Consider the following 17,800-nt stretch of genomic DNA (forward strand, 5'->3'; position numbering starts at 1 on the left):
GGACCGACGATACTGTCAAGCAAATTATTAACGAATCGCCATATCGAGATAAAAGTCGTGTCTTCGGTCTGGTTTTTATGAGCAGTTTGAATTATGATTCAAACCAGTTAGCATATGTTTGCAGTGAGGCTTGTTCTCCTGGCCTGGCGTTTTTCCAAGCTGTGATCCCTCTTTCCATTCCCCCAAGCTTCCCGGCAAACGCTTACTTTTTCCTCTTCCTGCGCAGACCATGAGATTTTTTTTCCGCGTAAAGGCGGCATAGAAAGTGAGACACCTATGGCCACATTCAAAGACTTCAAAAGAGTTTCCGAAACGGTTTGGGAAATTCCCACGGCCTATAAGGAAGGAATGCGGGTTCCCGCTCGGATCTACGCCACGCGGAAGCTCATGGAGAACATGGATGAAGGCGTCATCGACCAGGTCACCAACGTGGCGACCCTGCCCGGTATTGTCGGCTATTCCTACTGCATGCCCGACGGTCATTGGGGCTATGGATTCCCCATCGGCGGCGTGGCTGCCATGGATTTCAAAACGGGGGTCATCTCTCCGGGCGGCATCGGTTTCGACGTCAATTGCGGCATGCGCCTCGTCCTTACGAACCTCATTTACGACGAAGTCAAGCCTCAGCTGCGGAAGTTGGTGGATCGGCTTTTTGCCCGCGTTCCCTCGGGAGTGGGGGGCAGCGGCTTCATCGATATCTCTCAAAATGAATTTCGTCGGGTCATCGAACAGGGAGCGGACTGGTGCATCAAAAATGGCTACGGATGGGCGGAGGACCTGGATCGCACGGAAGAGCGAGGATGCATCCGGGGGGCAGACGCTTCCAAGGTCAGCAAGAAGGCCGTCGAGCGGGGATTCAAGCAGATCGGTACCCTTGGCTCGGGAAACCACTACCTGGAAATCCAGGTGGTGAAGCCTGAAAATGTTTTCGACACACGGTTGGCAGCGGCGTTCGGGATCACCCAGCCCAACCAGGTCGTGGTGATGTTTCACTGTGGCAGCCGCGGCTTCGGCCACCAGGTGGCGACGGATTATCTCCAGATTTTTCTCAAGGTGATGGAAAAGAAGTACGGCATCAAAATTCTGGACCGTGAGCTGGCATGCGCTCCTTTTCTTTCCCCCGAGGGTCAGGATTATTTTGCAGCCATGAAATGCGCCATCAACATGTCCTTTGCCAACCGACAGGTTATCCTTCACCGGGTGCGTGAAGTCTTTTCCGAAGTTTTCAACCGGGATCCTGTCGATCTCGGGATGCACCAGGTCTATGATGTGGCTCACAATACCGCAAAATTGGAGGAGCACACCATTGATGGCAGGCAAAGGCAGCTTCTGGTGCATCGCAAGGGAGCCACACGCGCCTTTGGGCCGGGGTCGAGCGAGCTGCCGGATATTTACAGGAAAACCGGGCAGCCGGTCATCGTGGGCGGAAGCATGGAAACAGGATCGTACCTGCTGGCAGGAGTGGAAGAAGGGGGGCAGACTTTTTTCAGCACCGCGCACGGGAGCGGTCGGACCATGAGCCGACATCAGGCCAAGAGGCAGTTTCACGGAAAAAAGCTCTTGGAGGATATGGAAGCGAGGGGCATTTACCTGCGAACCGCTTCTTTCTCGGGATTGGCCGAGGAAGCGGGACCGGCCTACAAAGATATCGACGAAGTGGTTCTGGCGACGGAGCAGGCGGGGATCAGCAGGAGAGTGGCTCGTTTCATTCCCATCGGGAATGTGAAAGGTTAGAGTGCACTTGGGGCCGTCTGAAGGAGGCAATGGACGAGTATCGCAGGAGATTTCATGAAATCCAGAACTCCCATCATGCTTGTCACAGGATCGTTGGGAAGTGGAAAAACCACTCTGGTGAGGCGTATCGTGGGTGCCGCCGATCGCCGCATCGCCGTTGTCATGAATGAATTCGGGGAAGTGGCCGTCGACAGCAAGGTACTGCAGGGGAAGAACATTCAGATCGTCGAGCTCCTGGGTGGCTGTGTCTGCTGTTCGCTGACGGGAGAGTTCGAAGCGGCGGTTCGGGAGATTGTGGACACCATTCAGCCCGAATTCATCGTTGTCGAAGCGACGGGGGTGGCTGAATCCGATGCTCTCGTCTACGAAGTGCAGGACAACCTGCCCGACGTCCGTCTGGACTGCGTCGTTTTTGTTGTGGACGCCTACATGAGCCTCAAATTTCCCTACGTGAGTCACACGATGGATACTCAATTGAAGGCGGCGGACGTTATCCTCATCAACAAGATCGATCAGATGACCACCGACGAAGTCCAAACAGTGGAAAGTCAGGTACGGCAGTACAATGAAAATGCCGTGTTTTTCAAGACGATGGGGTGCGACATGGATACGAAGCTGCTTTTCGGGTTGGCGCCCCAGGAAAGACCTCCCGTGCCATGGACCCATCATGGCGAGACGACCTTTCGGTCATTTGCTTACCAGACCGAGTCCTTCCTGGACGAAGAAAAATTCAGTCGACTCATCTCGACCCTGCCGCCGACGGTTTTCCGCGTCAAGGGTTTCGTCCGCTTCAGTAATGCCTGCCATCTGTTCAATTACGTGGTGGGACGTGCCGATTTGGAGGAGTTTGCCGCGGACAAGACTCAGCTCGTATTCATCGGCCGCCAACTGGAGAGCGTCCGTGACGACGTTCTGCGGCGACTGCACGAGTGCGAGGCCCAGACTTAAACACCTCAAGAGGCGGTTGTTGTCATGCCTTTCAAATATCTTGAAGACATCGCCACGGCCGACGTGGCGTTCGAAGCCTGGGGCAGGACCCTTCCTGAAATGTTCGTGGCTGCCGCGGACGCCACGATGAACGCCATGGTAGTAGATTTGGAGACCATTGAACCGAAGGAAGTACGTGAGGTTCACCTGGAATCCGAGAGCCTCGACATGCTGCTCTTTCAAATGCTCCAGGAGCTCATTTTCTACAAGGATGCCGAGCGCCTCCTGCTTCGTGTGGCTTGCGTGGAGGTCCATGGCGGGGAAGGAACCTGCACCCTTGAGGCCGAAATGCGGGGGGAAGAAATCGATCCGGGCCGGCATGACCTGATCGTGGATGTCAAAGCCGTTACACTGCACCGCTACCGGGTGGAAGAGACATCGGGCGGATGGGAGTCCACCGTTATTTTAGATATATAAAGTCAGAGCGCCTCGTATTTGCTGACCTCATTGCACGTTTTCCGTTCATTTATCTGTTGAATCCTCCCGGACTTCTCATCTATTTTAAAAAAGGCATCAATCTGAACTGTTGGCTCATCATCATTTCAATTGCAAAAGGAGAAGGTAAGTCATGGCTAATTTTTTGTTTGTATTGAGCAAAGATGACAATGAGGCAGCAACGCGGTGTTTTCAGTTCGCCAAAGTCGCCCACTCCAAGGGACACAAAGTCAATCTGTTCTTCATTGACGGCGGCGTCATGTGGGCCGATTCCACCCGGGATTTGAGCATCAAAACCACCACCGGCGATTGCCCCAATGATTACCTGCCGTACCTGGTGGAAAAAGAGGTGGAAATCGGTGTGTGTACTCCCTGCGCCAAGAACCGCAAGCTGGATGAAGCGAAATTTTTCCACAATATGGCTCTCGACGGTGGGCCGCACCTCATCGATATGGCCGCAGAAGCCAAGGTCTTCAATTTCTAGAGATCTGTGGGACGGGCTGCCCCGCGGTACTCCCCGGAATACCGCGGCGCACCTACGGAGAAATGGTCACGGGAACGCTCAGTTGGCGTTTGCCCCTCTTGATGCTCAGCGTGTGGTCGAGAGAGTCCTTCCCGAGGGCCTTGTGCAGATCTTCAACGCTCTCCAAGGGAATCCCGTCGATCTCAAAAAGGATATCCCCTTTTTGAATGCCGGCCTTTTCGGCCGGGCTGCCGGGAGCGATTCCCTGGACTTCAAGGCCGGTTCCCGACGCGGCGGGGACAAGCATGACACCCAGTCGAGGGCGGTGGGCCGTCGGTTCAAGGGGCTCGGTGATCCAGACGTAGTCGGCAAGATCGGGGTCGTACAAGCTATCGGGATAATTGACGGGGAGCGGGACAACCGTCTTGAAGGAAGCGGGTGCCCGCATGGAGGTCAGGGCGGGAATCCCTACCCGGTTCACGATATGGCCTTTGCCCACAAGGACGACAATTTGCTCCCCTTCCTGCAACTGGGATAGTCTGCCGGCCAGAGTTTCCGCCATGGTTTCTTCCCACGCCAGCTGTGCCTCGAAGAAGCTTTCGAAATCCTTGATTCCTCCTTTGAGATGGAGCTCGTATTCCTGCCGCACATATTCTCGGTGCTTGGGATCATCCTTGTGAAAATCGGACGCCACGCGGCTCCGTTCTTCGGGTGAAAGGGAGGCCAGGCCCGAAACGGCGATCTTGCCCACGACATGGCGTGGTGCGTTAAGGGCCAGGATCTGGAGCTGTTTTTCCTGAGCAAACGTCAACATGGGCCGATACAGCTCGAAGGGAAACCCCCACACCCCATCCCAGTTCACTTCTTCGATGAAATCCTCCTGCGAGAGCAAACCACGGGAATAGCGGTCCAGTATGGGTTGAGCTTCCCGGGGAAACATTTCCATGGCAAGGATCAGTTTGGGATTGCGTGCGTAAAGCCCTTCGAGGATTTTTTGCTGGATGCGATGATCTTCTATACTGGTGTGCGTTTCACCCAGGTAAATGACGCGGATGGTGCTCAGATCGTTCATGAGGGACTCGAAAGTGACGACAGACCGGCTGTTTGTATTCAAGATATCATCCACCTTGAGACCCTCGACGAGGCTGGGAGGCTTGATGGGCTTCAGGGACGCCAAAGTGCTGCAGCCCGCTGCAAGAAGCAGGGTCATCCCGAGTAGAGAAGCTTTTGAAAAAACATTGATCATGAACGGAATCTCCTGCAACGTACTGCGATACGTCTGTAATGTTGCCCGACCACGAAAAGAGCCGTTATCAAGATGTGTACGCCCGCCTGGGTGGTCGGACTTTCTGCGGCGACACCAGATTAATCCCGTGCGCCGGGAGAAACAAGGCCAAAGAAATTCTAGAGAAGCTGGATCAGCTTTCGGTTTGCGGCGGGAAACGCAAAATCCTGGAGGGCTTCGAGTGTTACCCAGCGGGCGTCCACGGCCGTTCGAATCACCGGCTGCTGGGTTGAATCCTTCAGGGTACAAAAGTAGGCGTGAAGGGTGACTTTGAAGGATGTGTAGTTGTGGCGGAGGCGAGTGATTTTATCGAGTCCGCAAATGTCCAGCTCGAGCTCCTCCCGGAATTCCCGGACCAGAGCCGCCTCAGGAGTCTCTCCCTCCTCCACTTTACCGCCGGGAAATTCCCATAAATGGGGCATCAGCCCGCCCGGGGGGCGTTTTTGAATGAAAACTTTTCCTTGGCACAGCAGAAGGCCAAGGGCCACCTCGATGGCCTGCAGGCTCTTGCGCTTCGCCATGACGGGCCTGGCTTCGACAGTTCCCTTTCGGCGGCTTTCGCAGGAGCTGTTGACGGGGCATTCACCGCAAAGGGGGTTCCGGGGCAGGCAGATCAGGGCGCCCAGCTCCATGAGGGCCTGGTTGAATTCCCGCGCCTTTCCGGCCGGGATCAGGGCACGGGCCGTTTCCCAGATGCGCTTCTGGCTTTCCTTTTCCTTCACTGGGGAATCCATGTCGAAAAGTCGGGCGAAAACCCTTTCCACATTGCCGTCCACAACGGGAAAATCCTGGTTGAAGGCGACGCTCATCACGGCCCCTGCCGTGTAGCGGCCGATGCCCGGCAGCTTCAGAACGGCGGCGTGCTCACGGGGAAACGTCCCGCCGTTTTCCATCACCAGCCGCTGTGCCGCCTTGTGGATGTTCCGCACCCGCGAATAATATCCCATGCCTTCCCAGTACTTCAGGAGCTCCTCCTCCGAAGCTTCGGCCACAGCCGCAATGTCCGGGAAGCGCTCCATCCAGCGCTGGTAGTAAGGAAGCACGGTCTTCACCTGCGTCTGCTGCAGCATGATCTCGGAGATCCAGATCTCGTAGGGCAGGTAGCTCCTGCGCCAGGGCAGGTCCCGCTGATGGACGGCGAACCAGTCGAGGAGATTTTTTTGGAGGGTGGCGAATGTTCTACTGGTCATCGGTTCCTGTGCGTCTCTTCATTTCATCTCAATGCACATCGGATTTCAAACAGCCTCAGGGCATGATCGGTCCGATTCCACATTTCAAGCTCCACAATGTCTCTCTCTGAAACTTGGAAAATCATTTTACCGATTGTATCAACACGTAGTGAATAGGGCAGCCGAAATCAATTCACGTTAGAATTTTGAGAACACCCTTGCGGAAAAAGTCTCCCCTCTTATCGCAAATTCCTTGCAAGGGTCTCAAGTGCAAAATATGATAAAAAAATTAGGGCAATGTGAGAAGCAGCCTTTCCCATGTATCCTGCAAAGCAGCAGACCAACCGGCTTTTGACCCGCTGAGAATCAAGAAATCCTCAAGCGGTAGGGAGCTATTCGTGTGCAACACTTGATCGGATTTCCGTCGATACTCCGCGAGGGGAGGACAAATTGCGCGCACGCTGGGAACGTTACCTTGAAAGATGGACGAGTATCGGGCTGATTGAATCCGCTGTTGCCGAACGCATCCGCGCTTACGAGGCGGAGCAGGAAAAGGTTCAGGGGCTTCGATGGCCCGTGCTGTTGGCAATCAGTCTCGGGGGGTTGCTGTTGGGGGCCGGCGCGCTGTTGTTTGTGGCGGCTCATTGGGACAGGTTGTCACCGGCTGAGCGTTTCGGTCTTGTTCTGCTCCTGGTCGGCTTTTTCCATGTGGCAGGGGCGATGCTGTCCACTTACTTCTCCGCGCTTTCCAGTACACTCCATGCTGTCGGCACGGTCTGCCTGGGGGTGGGTATCTTTCTCGCAGGGCAGATCTTTCACTTGCAGGAGCATTGGCCTGGCGGTCTTATGCTATGGGCCATGGGAGCCTGGATCGCCTGGGGTCTTTTGCGTGATTGGCCGCAAGCGACGCTCGTGGCACTCCTCACACCCATGTGGATCGGGGCTGAGTGGATAGAAGCCTCACGCGGCTGGAGCGGCAGCGGCAAAATTCTGGCTGAATGCTTACTGCTATTGGCCATCAGTTATCTTACGGGGATCTCTCAAGAGAAGGAGTCGCCGACGCGGAAGGCGTTGGCGTGGCTTGGCGGCCTGGCACTGATCCCTGCTGCAGGAGCCGTGATGTGGTCGGGCACATGGAGTTTCCATGGCGCGCGCTCACTGCCAGCAGGCATTCTTGTACCGGTATGGACAGCGGCCCTGGCGCTCCCTCTTGTCCTGGCATGGTGGCTTCGCCGCAAAGCTTTCTGGATAAACCTCATTGCCGCGCTTTGGGTGCTCATGCTGGGTGCGACGGCTCTCCAGATGCCTGTGGGGGGCGAAACCCTGCTGCGCCAAGCTTGGCGCGAGCTCGGGCCGTATGGGATGTGCGCGCTGGGTTCCATCGGATTGATCGCGTGGGGCGTGAAAGAGGCGCGCAGGGAGCGCATCAATCTGGGTGTCGCCGGGTTTGCGCTGACAGTGCTATTCTTTTACTTTTCCAATGTGATGGATAAACTCGGCCGTGCGGCGAGTCTCGTCGGGTTGGGTGTGCTGTTTTTGCTGGGAGGATGGTTACTGGAAAAGATGCGCCGCCGTTTGCTGGCGCGTTTGGAGAAGGGTGCCGCATGAAGCCCTGGATCAAAGGTTTGGTGATAGCCGTGGTACACATAGGCTTGGTGGCGTCACTCGGGGCCAAGCTGCTCTACGATCGTGCAATATATCCCCGCGTTTGGGTACGCGCTGCTCCGTACGACCCCGACCTTCCCATCCGGGGCCGTTACGTCAGCCTGCAACTGGTCGTCGAGCCCAAAGGGATCGAGGACGCGAAACCGGGGATGGCCTGGCGGTCGCTGCGATCCGTCATACTGCGTGTCGAGGGCGAGCGCCTGGTGGCCGAGGCGGATCCTCACGAATCCGGGTTCGTTCCTACTGGTTTGCACGTGCAATTCATCTCTCGGGGCGGCGAGAAGCTGGCAGTGCTGGACCAAAGCGTGGCATTTTTCATCCCCGAGCACATCCCGGATCCCTCTCGCCGTCCACCGGATGAGGAATTGTGGGTCGAAGTCACGGTTCCGAAGAAAGGCTCGCCTCGGCCCATCCGCCTGGGCATAAAGCAGGGCCAAAACCCGATAGAGCCGCTTCCGCTGAGCCGGGACAATACTGAAACAGGGGAAAATCATGAAGATATGGTGCGGAAAGGATAGCCTGGCGGCATGCTGGAAGCGGTGATTTGCTTCGGACTTGTATCTTGGCCATCATAGAGGAACCCGCCGCGAGCAAACCGGCAAAAAGAAGAGCGACCTGTCAGGATTCGCGCGACATACGGAACTTACATCAATTTTCCGCCGGTGAAACGGTCTAATTCCCGACTAAATAAAGGAGCTTCCCATGTCGGAACCGGCCAAAAAGAAAGCCGTTTACGAAGATCTTTATACCATTCCGGAAAACATGACCGGACAAATCATTGATGGCGAGCTGGTCGTCACCCTCAGGCCATCCAGGAAGCACGGTTTCGCCGCAACGGCGTTGAGCGGTAAGATCGGTACTCCCTATCAATTTGGTGAAGGAGGCGGACCAGGCGGATGGATTTTCATTGTGGAGCCGGAAATCGGATTCGAAGAGAATATCCTGGTCCCGGATCTTGCCGGTTGGAAGAGGGAAAGATTTCCTAAAGCGGAAGCCCATAACTGGATTTCGGTTGCACCGGATTGGATCTGCGAGGTCCTTTCTCCACATACCGCTCGTCATGACCGAATCGAAAAAATGCGCATCTACATCCGGCACAGGGTACCCTACGTCTGGCTGGTCGATCCCATCCTTATGACCCTGGAAGCGTACAGCATCGAACCTGACGGCAGACTTATCCTGAACTCCTTTGTGGGGAATGAAAAAGCACGCGTGGAGCCGTTTCCGGAGCTGGAGCTCGATCTCGGCCTCTTTTGGCTGGCGGAATGAACTACGAGCAGTTTAGGTACCTCGCCGATCGCTTTGCGCCGGGGGGAAAGCGTTCTGAATGAGCAGACCAGCGGTAATCCTTCCCTGGAAGAAGACTTGAAGCCTCAGGCCTGAGATCCGCACACAAGGGATTTTCTCATGGAGAACATTCAGATTGAAACGACCCGGATATAGCATGGGGTCGTCTCAATCCTCATGGGTTGGTTGACCGTTTATTCGTCACCCCGTCAGGAACCTTCGTAGACTTTTGTGCTGCGATCAGGCCAGGTCGAAGCGGTCAAGGTTCATGACCTTGTTCCATGCCGCGACGAAGTCGTGCACGAACTTCTCCCCGGAGTCCTCGCATCCGTAGACTTCCGCGACGGCCCGAAGCTGGGAGTTCGAGCCGAAGACGAGGTCGACCCGGGTGCCGGTCCATTTGAGCTCGCCCGTTGCGCGATCACGCCCCTCGAACACGTCCTGGTTATCCGAGGTTGCCTTCCACACCGTGCGCATGTCGAGCAGATTCACGAAGAAGTCATTGGTGAGTGTCTCGGGCTGCTTAGTGAAGACGCCGTGCTGGGACTGCCCGAAGTTGGCATTCAAGGCGCGCATACCGCCAACGAGAACCGTCATTTCAGGAGCAGTCAGAGTCAACAGTTGCGCCCGATCGATCAGCAGCTCCTCTGCCGATACGGCGAATTTGGCCTTCTGGTAGTTGCGGAACCCGTCTGCGGCCGGCTCGAGTACGGCGAATGACACCACGTCAGTTTGCTCCTCCGACGCATCCGTGCGTCCCGGCGTGAAGGGAACCGTGACAGCATGACCCGCCTTCCGGGCGGCCTGCTCGACCCCTGCGCATCCACCCAGAACAATCAGGTCGGCGAGGGATACCTTCTTCCCGCCGGACTGAGCGATGTTGAAATCCTTTTGGATGCCCTCGAGGGTCTGGAGCACTGTCTTCAGTTGGGCCGGCTGGTTGACTTCCCAATCCTTCTGCGGCGCAAGACGGATACGCGCCCCGTTGGCACCGCCGCGCTTGTCGGAGCCGCGGAACGTGGACGCCGACGCCCAGGCGGTTGAAACCAGCTGGGAGACCGACAGGCCCGAAGCGAGGATCTTGGCCTTGAGGTCTGCGATGTCCTGTGCGTCGATGAGTGCATGGTCGACGGCGGGCACAGGGTCTTGCCAAATCAGTTCCTCGGCCGGGACCTCCGGACCGAGATAGCGGGAGCGGGGGCCCATGTCGCGGTGGGTCAGCTTGAACCAGGCCCTGGCGAAGGCATCCGCGAATTCCTCGGGGTTTTGCAGGTAGCGCCGGGAGATGGGCTCGTAGACCGGGTCGAATTTCAGGGAGAGGTCCGCCGTGGTCATCATCGGCCGGTGCTTCTTGGACGGGTCGTGGGCATCGACGATCATGTCCTCTTCATCCACGTCTTTGGCCAGCCACTGATTGGCGCCGGCCGGGCTCTTGACCAGTTCCCAGTCATACTTGAAAAGCACCTTCAGATAGCCCATGTCCCATCGGGTCGGGTGCGGCTTCCAGGCACCCTCGATGCCGCTGCTGATTGTATCGCCGCCCTTGCCGCTGCCGAAGCTGCTCCTCCAGCCGAGACCCTGCTCTTCGATGGGCGCCGCCTCGGGCTCAGGACCCACATGAGTTGCAGGCCCGGCACCATGGCATTTGCCGAAGGTGTGCCCGCCGGCAACGAGGGCGACGGTCTCTTCATCGTTCATGGCCATGCGCGCGAAGGTCTCTCGAACGTCGCGGCCCGAGGCGACCGGATCCGGGTTGCCGTCCGGGCCTTCCGGGTTCACGTAGATCAGGCCCATCTGCACCGCCGCCAGGGGGTTTTCGAGATCCCGGTCGCCGGAGTAACGGCTTTTGGGTTTGTCGCTCGTAGCCAGCCACTCCTCTTCGGCCCCCCAGTACACGTCCTCTTCCGGTTCCCAGATGTCCTCGCGGCCGCCGCCGAAGCCGAAGGTCTTGAATCCCATCGACTCGAGTGCGCAGTTGCCGGCGAGGATCATCAGGTCGGCCCAGGAGAGCCTTCGACCGTATTTCTGCTTGATCGGCCAAAGGACGCGGCGCGCTTTGTCCAGGTTCACGTTGTCCGGCCAGCTGTTGAGGGGCGCCAGGCGCTGATTGCCCGACCCTGCGCCGCCGCGGCCGTCGCCCTGGCGGTAGGTGCCTGCGCTGTGCCATGCCATCCGGATGATGAGCCCACCGTAGTGACCCCAATCCGCCGGCCACCAGTCCTGCGACTGGGTCATCAGATCATAGAGGTCTTTCTTCAAAGCCTGAAAGTCGAGTTTCTTGAATTCTTCAGCGTAGTTGAAATCTTCGCCCATGGGATTGCTTTTGTTCGAGTGCTGATGAAGAATCTTGAGGTTCAACTGGTTCGGCCACCAGTCTTGGTTCGTCGTGCCGCCGCGGACTGTGGATCCCATGACCGGGCTCTTGCTCTTCTCCTTCATGATGCTGCCTCCTTTCGCTGTATGTGTGCTGTTGAAGCGTGATACCGAGAATTAAGGTGTTTCACTGTTTGTCCGGCCAACCTCCTGTACGGATGTGTGGCACCATGGCCCCTGACGAGGGGACCACCTGCTGTGCAATGGTGAACTGCGGAAAGCAAGGGGTGTCAGCCTGGAAACCATTGGCTGTTCTAATACTACAACGAGACATTGCCCTCCCGCGTAGGGTGGCTTTCGCCCACCAACCAATGCTTTCGGCGCAGAATGGTGGGCAAAGCCCACCCTACACAAGAACTCTCGTTGTAGTACTAAGAGGCTGTCTAAAAAATGAGTCAATCACTCTGAGCAAGCGAATTTTTAGACAGCCTCTAAGACAGGCACAAAGTTTTCCACCGGTGTCGACTCATCTTCGTTCCCGTCGTTCGCAAATATTTTCCCGGGCCAATCCGGCGGGAAGGATCAACTCTCAGCCTTATTCCGGCATTCCGGGCATACTCCAAAGAAGTCAAGGCGGTGAGTGACGATGCGAAAACCCGTTTCCTCCATCACTTCCTTCGTCAAATCCCGCAGGCTGCTCAGGTCCGGGTCGATGATTTTTTTGCATTGGGTGCAAATCACGTGGGGATGCGGAAACGGTTTGCTGCCATCGTAGCGATTGCTCCCGTCCGCGAAACCGAGCTCCAGGACTTCGCCCATCTCTTTCAACAGGGAGACGGTCTTGTAAATGGTTGCAAGGCTGGTGGTGGGAAAATCGGTTCTCACGGTCTCGTAGATCATCTCGACGGTGGGATGTCCCTCGCTGCCGGCCAAAATCCTGAGAACGGCGAGTCTCTGAGGCGTGACGCGGAAGTTACGGGCTCGCAGCCTTTTGAGCATTTGATCCAGCCTTGCTTCAACCTCAGGACCGTGGTCTTGTTTCATTGACTTGGCTTCTTTAATAAGAGAGTTTAGTTAATAAAGAATAATTTTCCAAAAATATAGCGTCTTCTTCCACTCAAGTCAAACATAAAAAGATGCGGACGTGTCGTCTTCCTGAAATGCGCCCGCGATATCTTCAAGGGATGATGAGCACGTTCACGCTCTTTGATGGACTCGTTTGCACGATTTGTGATGGAGAGTCGCGAGAGTGTTGATGTCTGTTCACTGTTCACCTCCCAATCGATTACTGGTTCAAAAGGAAAGAGGGTATTTCATGACGATCGCTGCCAGGGCTTGATCGGAGAGATCCTCCGGTTCCTTGTTGTCTGGCAGGAGATGGGTGTAGACGGTAGTGAAGGCTTGCAGGGAGTTGGCGATGCGAGCGGAGGCCTCTCGCCCGGCGGGATCTCCGTCGAGCAGGAGAAGGATGCCGGGGGCCTTGGCGAGCCAGGCAATTTGATCGTCAAAGATCTGGGTCCCGAGAAGAGAGACCACACTGGGAAGGCCTGCCTGAGAGAGGCGTATGGCAGCCCAGGGGCACTCGACGACAACCACTCCCTCGTGGCGGAAAGGCTCGGCACGGTGGGCATTGTAGAGCACATGAGCCTTGGGGAAGTGCTTTGGAAAGCGCCACTTGCCAAAGCGAGCGATCCGATCGGCAAGGAGGATGCGGGCGCAGTAGCCGAGGGGACGGCCCTGGATGTCGTGCAGCCGCACGGCCACGGTGTTTCTGAGAAAGGCGGAGCTTGGGGTGGTGCCCGCCTCGAAGTAGAGGGCGCAACGGGGCGTGATCTTCTTGATGTGCTGGAGGAAGCGGTGCTCCGGGTTGAGGGGGATTGAGCGCGTGAAGGGTTTGAAGGATCTGCCCGAAGAGGCAGGTGTCGGCCGGATAGGGTGCAAGGGCGGGTCCTCGACCAGGCGGTGCAGGTGGCGGGCGGCCTGTGCATGAGAGCATCCGTGGATGCGCCTTACGAGTTCGACGGTGTCCCCGCCACCGCAGGAGGTGAAGCAACGCCACAGGTTTTTTTGAAGGTGTACCCGAAAGGCGGTGGGATTGTCTCCGCCGTGCAAGGGACAGGGACCCATCAGCTGATCGCCTCTCACCTTGAGGCGAGAGTCCAGTCCGTAGGCGGAGAGCACCTCTCCAATGGAGACACGGGCTTTGAGAAAGCCAAAGCTATAGGGGTTCATCTTTTGGCCGCCTTTCCTCAAGAACGTTTCTTGCCGGTGCGGGGTTGTCTTGCAAAAGTCTCCAGGAAGAGCTTCTCATCGAGCTGGAGGAGCTCCTTTTGAGCGGCGGAATCGAGGAGCTCCGCGGCCATGAGGTTGAGCATCCTCAAGTTCCCCAGGCAGTGCTCGGCAAGGGCCTCCATGAGGAGCTCGGTCATGAGGTGCGGGGCTGCGGCCTCATCCAGGGCATGGTGCAAATAGTCGATGAGTTGCTCTTTGGTCAGAGGCTCCATCATCATCGGCAAGCGCATCCGGGTCCCAAGGGAGACCAGCTGCTCGGAGCGGAGTCGCTCGGGAAGTCTTGTGTCTCCACACAGGATGGTCGTCAAGATGCACCGGGAGTCGAAGTGGGTGCTCGAGAGGAGCTTTGCTTCATTGAGACAGGGACTCACCATTTCCTGGGCTTCGTCCACGAGGAGGACGGGTCTCATGAGAGTGGTCTTGATGTGATGGTGCCAGCGCTCCCTCAACGCCTTGAAGCTTCCGTATCGGTTGGCGGGTGAGAGATTGACACCGAAGACGACGCTCATCTCGCGGTAAAAATCGCTCAAGGAGCTTTGGGGTCGCTCCATGACACCGACACTCACCCCCTGAAGGGAGCGAGCCGGTGGGCGATGAGCTGGAGCACCTTGGATTTGCCCATCCCCGGCTCCGCCGAGATCATGGCGAATCCGCCTTCTGTAACCAGGTTCTCGAGCCTTGAGAAGAAGGGCTCGAAACCGGGGGGGACCCAGATGGATTCGACGGGAATGTTGGGCAAAAAGGGATTCCACTTGAGCCCGAAGAGGGCCAGCAGTTTCTTGTCATTGCTCATGGGAGTCGCCCTCCTTCTCGATGGGATCGGCCTTGGGCAGGTAGGCCGGAGGGAGTCCCGTTGCGGCATAGTCGGCAAGGTATTTGCGAAGGAGTGGAGGAATCGGGAGTGTCGGGCTCGGGCAGGGGATCGGCAATGGGTCCCACAACTCGCCTGAAGCCGCTGGCATTCTTTAGCTTGTCCTGGGGGTAGATGGTATCGATGAGCGTGCCGTCCTTGGAATCGACCAGGTAGGCGAGACTCAGGTCCCAGGACTGGTAGCGCACCCGCAGTCGGGGGATATGGCAAAGCCTTGCGGGCACCTCAAAGCGCACCCCCCCGATCGAGACTGTCCCGTCGCTTCGGCGCTGCGATCTTGTCTCCTCCAGGCAGAAGGCGAGCTTGAGCTTGCCGCTCTCAGGACAGGGACGAGCCACGCAAGGGTCTTTGAGCAATCGCTTGAGGGGGGACGTGCCAATCTCGGAGTGGATGCTTCGGTTGTATTCCATCTCCACCCAGGCCTGGGTGGCGCGATTGAGGAACTCCAGGCTCAAGGGCTTGACCTGCCTCAGCATGGAAAGCAGGCGCCCTTCGAGCTGGGACCAGAAGGATTCTTGTTTACCATTTTGGTCTGGATGGTACGGGAGAGTGGTTTCGTGGACCACGCCCAGGCGCAGCAGTCCCTTTCGGGTCTCTCCGGCCACCATGGCAGAGCCGTTGTCGGTGAGGAGGCTCCTTGGAAGCCCCCTCTTGTAGAAGGCCTGGGTAAGAGCGTGGATGAGGTTTTCGGCGGTTTCCGTGAGATACCACTGAAGGTGGCAGCACAGGCGGGACCTGTCGTCGAGCACGCAAAGGGCTTTGGGGGTGTGCCAGGCCCCCCTGGAGTCCGCCACGCGCTTTCGGCCATGGTGGAAATCGAGGTGCCAGAGCTGGTGCACGTACTGAGCTTCGAAGCTGCGAACCTCCCTGAGGCCTCTGCCCGCTATGTCGATCCCGGACTTTCTCAACCACTGCCTCGCCACCATCATACGACGCACGGAAGCATACGAGGGGACGGAGCCAAGCTCGGGGTGACCTTTGATGTAGGCGGCCAGGTTGTCGGCGTGCAGCTTAAAGCTCCAGCTGGGGTAGAGCTGATACTGCTTTTGCAGGACCCTTGCAATCTCGGCTCCGATGGCTTTTCCCATTCCCGCATCCGAGCGCATCTTGCGACTCAACGCCTCAATGGGATCATCGGCTCCCAGAGCCTGATAATACCACCTCTCGATGGTGGAGACCCCGAATCTTAGCCATTTTCCTTCTCGAGTGGGATGAGGGTAGCGCCGGGAGGCCAGTTCCTCGATCTTTTTTTGAATCTCCCCCCTCTCGGCGGGTCTTGCCAGCAGGGGACCTACAATGGAGAAACGCAAGTGTGCCCAATTTTTGAGAGTTCTTTTCACTTCCTCGGACATGGAACGACTCCTTTTGGTGGGTGGATGCCATCCATAAAGCTTCGTCGCTCTATAGCCCGAGCCCCCTTATCCTGGAATTCCCCATCTTCTGCGTGGAGAAGATCGGCCCTCGCTCATCCTGATCTTCCAGCCTCCCGTGGCGAGCAGCCGGCAGCACATGACCAATCCGCGCAGACCCTCCCGCGAGTGCTCGATGCAGTAGTCCAAGAGATTTGCCGGAAGCCGCTCGTTGCCGACACACGCGCTGAGACGGCCTCGGAGCCTTTGCCACTCCATGCTGCCCGCAAACACATCTCGGAAGAAATCGCACCAGCGCATGAGCGTCTTCCTGGATATGCCAAACATCCGGGCAAGTTCATTTGCACTCGTACCCTCTGGCCTTCTCTGCCGCAGTGCCGTCACCACCAGCACCACGCATCTCCAATAGACTCGCCGACCCATGAAGAGGCACGATTCCACCGTACACCTTCGCCTGCAGCCCTCCCGACCACAGCAAAGGCTGTGTCGGATGCAATATTGCTCTGGAATGCTGACCGGGCCTCCCCGTGGTTTGCGAAAATAGTTGGCCTGGTGCAGCGGTCCACCGCAGTGGGGGCATCTCTGCTGGCGCTTTGAAGCGGCAAGATCGGAGTCGATGAGGAAAAGCAGGTGAAATAGGCTATCTTTTTGCAGAAGTTCTGGTAACATAGTCCTCCTACTACCCAAAGTGGCGGGGCAGGAGGCTTCTCGCAAAGCGTGCAGGCTAATTGAGGGCTCTTCTGCCCTGTCCCTCATTTACCTTGCACATATTCCAACGGATTTCCATTATTTATCGTGCTTCCTCTCAATCAGAGTTGGCGGCAAATGAGGGACAATGTCATCCCCGCATTCAATGCGATGGACTGGAACATCGGCCGGAATCGATTTGGTGAACTCCAAATTGCCCGGACGCGGTGCAGCAAACGTATAAGTGGAGACAACGTTAAACCCTCCGGCCAGCAGTGCGCGTGTCGCCAGCGCCGCTTCAGCTCCACCCTGGCTATGACCTGTAACGTATACCGGTAGGCTTCTGTCCCCGCGTTTCAAAAGCTCTGCCACGACTTGATCCTGCACTGCGGCAAGTTCATCGAGGAAGCCTTGGTGTACTTCTCCACCAAGATTGTCCTTGTCGACATCCCGAGGATGGCCTTCTCCCAGCTGTTTGCTGGTGAGCGCAAAAGGCACTGGAACAGCTTCGAAATTTTGAGTCCAATCTTTCCCGGAGTCTATGACATTTTGACTATGATCACAATATTCAGTTAGATTTGTCCTGCTCCTGATGTTTTTGGAAAGAGCGAAGTACCTGGTCGGGCAGAGTTGGCAGTTTCATGAGAGCACGAAAGCCGGGCAAGATGCGATCGCTATCGGCCTGCGATCCCTCGGCGGGATTGAGATGCGCCGGCCCCATTTCAGCGAATAACTCTTCCAGGTTTGCCTTCCCGTCGAGGAGAATCTTCATGTATTCAGGATTATCCAGGTTTTTGATCAACGGTGTATCTGATAGCATGGCCCGCAGCGCACGTTCCATGGAGTCGTTGCCGGTTTTTCGACGGTGCGCGTACCTTTGACCTCGAAAGAACTGTTCGAGGATGTTGTTGGTACGCTGAGGATATAGAGTGATTGGCCCATCGGAGGTCGTCACCGTAAGGGGGTCGGCAAAGAGCTTGTCGCCGTACTTGTCGCTCTGTTCAGCCATCTTGAGGCACAGGTGGTCTGATGCCAGTTCGGGATCTTGATCGAGCTCCCGGGGAAACGCCTCTACACCTTGACGGATGGTGGACATCGCCTCGTCTGAACCCTCGTCGTTGAGGCCATTGGCGCCGTGAGGAGGTGCGATGCGCATGGCCTTGCGCAGCCGGTCAAAGAGCGAAGAGCGTCGGCGAAGCTCCTCTACCGCCCGGCAAAGCACCGAGTCGTTGCCGACGTGGG

At 57.1% G+C, this 17,800-nt stretch carries 16 protein-coding genes and 2 pseudogenes; 7 read left to right on the forward strand and 11 right to left on the reverse strand.

Translation table 11 applies throughout. The features are described 5' to 3' along the window. Window positions 1-276: 276 nt before the first annotated feature. From MWC30_RS10395 to MWC30_RS10410, 4 genes are all read left to right on the forward strand, one after another. A complete protein-coding gene (locus MWC30_RS10395) occupies window positions 277-1,734 on the forward strand; it encodes an RtcB family protein (RefSeq protein ID WP_269467785.1) in 1,458 nt (485 codons plus the stop codon). 54 nt (window positions 1,735-1,788) lie between these two features. After that, on the forward strand, window positions 1,789-2,682 hold the full coding sequence (locus tag MWC30_RS10400) for a GTP-binding protein (RefSeq protein WP_244084104.1): 894 nt from the start codon (window positions 1,789-1,791) through the stop codon (window positions 2,680-2,682). A gap of 24 nt (window positions 2,683-2,706) precedes the next feature. Then, window positions 2,707-3,138 carry an archease gene (locus MWC30_RS10405; RefSeq protein WP_244084105.1) on the forward strand — a complete coding sequence of 144 codons (432 nt, stop codon included), beginning with the start codon at window positions 2,707-2,709 and terminating at the stop codon, window positions 3,136-3,138. Window positions 3,139-3,289: 151 nt separating this feature from the next. Further along, window positions 3,290-3,640 (forward strand): DsrE family protein, encoded by a 351-nt coding sequence (locus MWC30_RS10410; RefSeq protein WP_244084106.1) that lies wholly within the window; start codon window positions 3,290-3,292, stop codon window positions 3,638-3,640. 52 nt (window positions 3,641-3,692) lie between these two features. Here the strand turns inward: MWC30_RS10410 and MWC30_RS10415 are convergent, their stop codons facing one another. Next, on the reverse strand, window positions 3,693-4,865 hold the full coding sequence (locus MWC30_RS10415; RefSeq protein ID WP_244084107.1) for a ChaN family lipoprotein: 1,173 nt from the start codon (window positions 4,863-4,865) through the stop codon (window positions 3,693-3,695). A 158-nt stretch (window positions 4,866-5,023) separates the two neighbouring features. Then, entirely contained in the window at window positions 5,024-6,094 is a 1,071-nt protein-coding gene (mutY, locus tag MWC30_RS10420) for an A/G-specific adenine glycosylase (protein WP_244084108.1), read from the reverse strand. Between the two features lie 429 nt (window positions 6,095-6,523). Between mutY and MWC30_RS10425 the strand changes: the two genes are divergently transcribed. The 3 genes from MWC30_RS10425 to MWC30_RS10435 all read left to right on the forward strand — a co-directional run bounded on the left by MWC30_RS10425 (window position 6,524) and on the right by MWC30_RS10435 (window position 9,007). Beyond that, window positions 6,524-7,681, forward strand: coding sequence for a DUF2157 domain-containing protein (locus MWC30_RS10425; RefSeq protein WP_244084109.1), 1,158 nt, complete (start codon window positions 6,524-6,526; stop codon window positions 7,679-7,681). Further along, complete coding sequence (locus MWC30_RS10430; RefSeq protein WP_244084110.1) at window positions 7,678-8,256, forward strand: hypothetical protein; 579 nt, start codon at window positions 7,678-7,680, stop codon at window positions 8,254-8,256. Before MWC30_RS10425 ends, MWC30_RS10430 begins: the two co-directional genes overlap by 4 nt. A gap of 184 nt (window positions 8,257-8,440) precedes the next feature. Continuing rightward, complete coding sequence (locus MWC30_RS10435) at window positions 8,441-9,007, forward strand: Uma2 family endonuclease (RefSeq protein WP_244084111.1); 567 nt, start codon at window positions 8,441-8,443, stop codon at window positions 9,005-9,007. Between the two features lie 258 nt (window positions 9,008-9,265). Here MWC30_RS10435 and katG read toward each other — a convergent pair whose 3' ends face one another. The 9 genes and pseudogenes from katG to MWC30_RS10480 all read right to left on the reverse strand — a co-directional run. Then, window positions 9,266-11,464, reverse strand: a complete 2,199-nt coding sequence (gene katG, locus MWC30_RS10440; protein WP_256461242.1) for a catalase/peroxidase HPI — start codon at window positions 11,462-11,464, stop codon at window positions 9,266-9,268. Window positions 11,465-11,920: 456 nt separating this feature from the next. Next, the gene (locus MWC30_RS10445; protein WP_244084112.1) at window positions 11,921-12,382 is read right to left on the reverse strand and encodes a Fur family transcriptional regulator; all 462 of its coding nucleotides are present in this window, start codon (window positions 12,380-12,382) and stop codon (window positions 11,921-11,923) included. A gap of 249 nt (window positions 12,383-12,631) precedes the next feature. Beyond that, window positions 12,632-13,570, reverse strand: coding sequence for a CHC2 zinc finger domain-containing protein (locus tag MWC30_RS10450; protein ID WP_244084113.1), 939 nt, complete (start codon window positions 13,568-13,570; stop codon window positions 12,632-12,634). Between the two features lie 17 nt (window positions 13,571-13,587). Further along, window positions 13,588-14,181 (reverse strand): AAA family ATPase, encoded by a 594-nt coding sequence (locus tag MWC30_RS10455; RefSeq protein WP_244084114.1) that lies wholly within the window; start codon window positions 14,179-14,181, stop codon window positions 13,588-13,590. 11 nt (window positions 14,182-14,192) lie between these two features. Next, window positions 14,193-14,423, reverse strand: a complete 231-nt coding sequence (locus MWC30_RS10460) for a hypothetical protein (protein WP_244084115.1) — start codon at window positions 14,421-14,423, stop codon at window positions 14,193-14,195. Next, window positions 14,413-15,853: pseudogene (locus tag MWC30_RS10465) on the reverse strand (DDE-type integrase/transposase/recombinase). The gene MWC30_RS10460 and the pseudogene MWC30_RS10465 overlap by 11 nt, the downstream one beginning before the upstream one ends. A 66-nt stretch (window positions 15,854-15,919) precedes the next feature. Beyond that, a complete protein-coding gene (locus MWC30_RS10470; protein ID WP_244084116.1) occupies window positions 15,920-16,540 on the reverse strand; it encodes a hypothetical protein in 621 nt (206 codons plus the stop codon). A gap of 117 nt (window positions 16,541-16,657) precedes the next feature. Next, complete coding sequence (locus tag MWC30_RS10475) at window positions 16,658-17,152, reverse strand: hypothetical protein (protein WP_306423197.1); 495 nt, start codon at window positions 17,150-17,152, stop codon at window positions 16,658-16,660. Further along, window positions 17,127-17,800, reverse strand: a pseudogene (locus MWC30_RS10480) (transposase); the annotation flags it as partial. The pseudogene MWC30_RS10480 and the gene MWC30_RS10475, both read right to left, overlap by 26 nt.

It is taken from the genome of Desulforhabdus sp. TSK (assembly GCF_022836495.1).
Lineage (GTDB): Bacteria > Desulfobacterota > Syntrophobacteria > Syntrophobacterales > Syntrophobacteraceae > Desulforhabdus.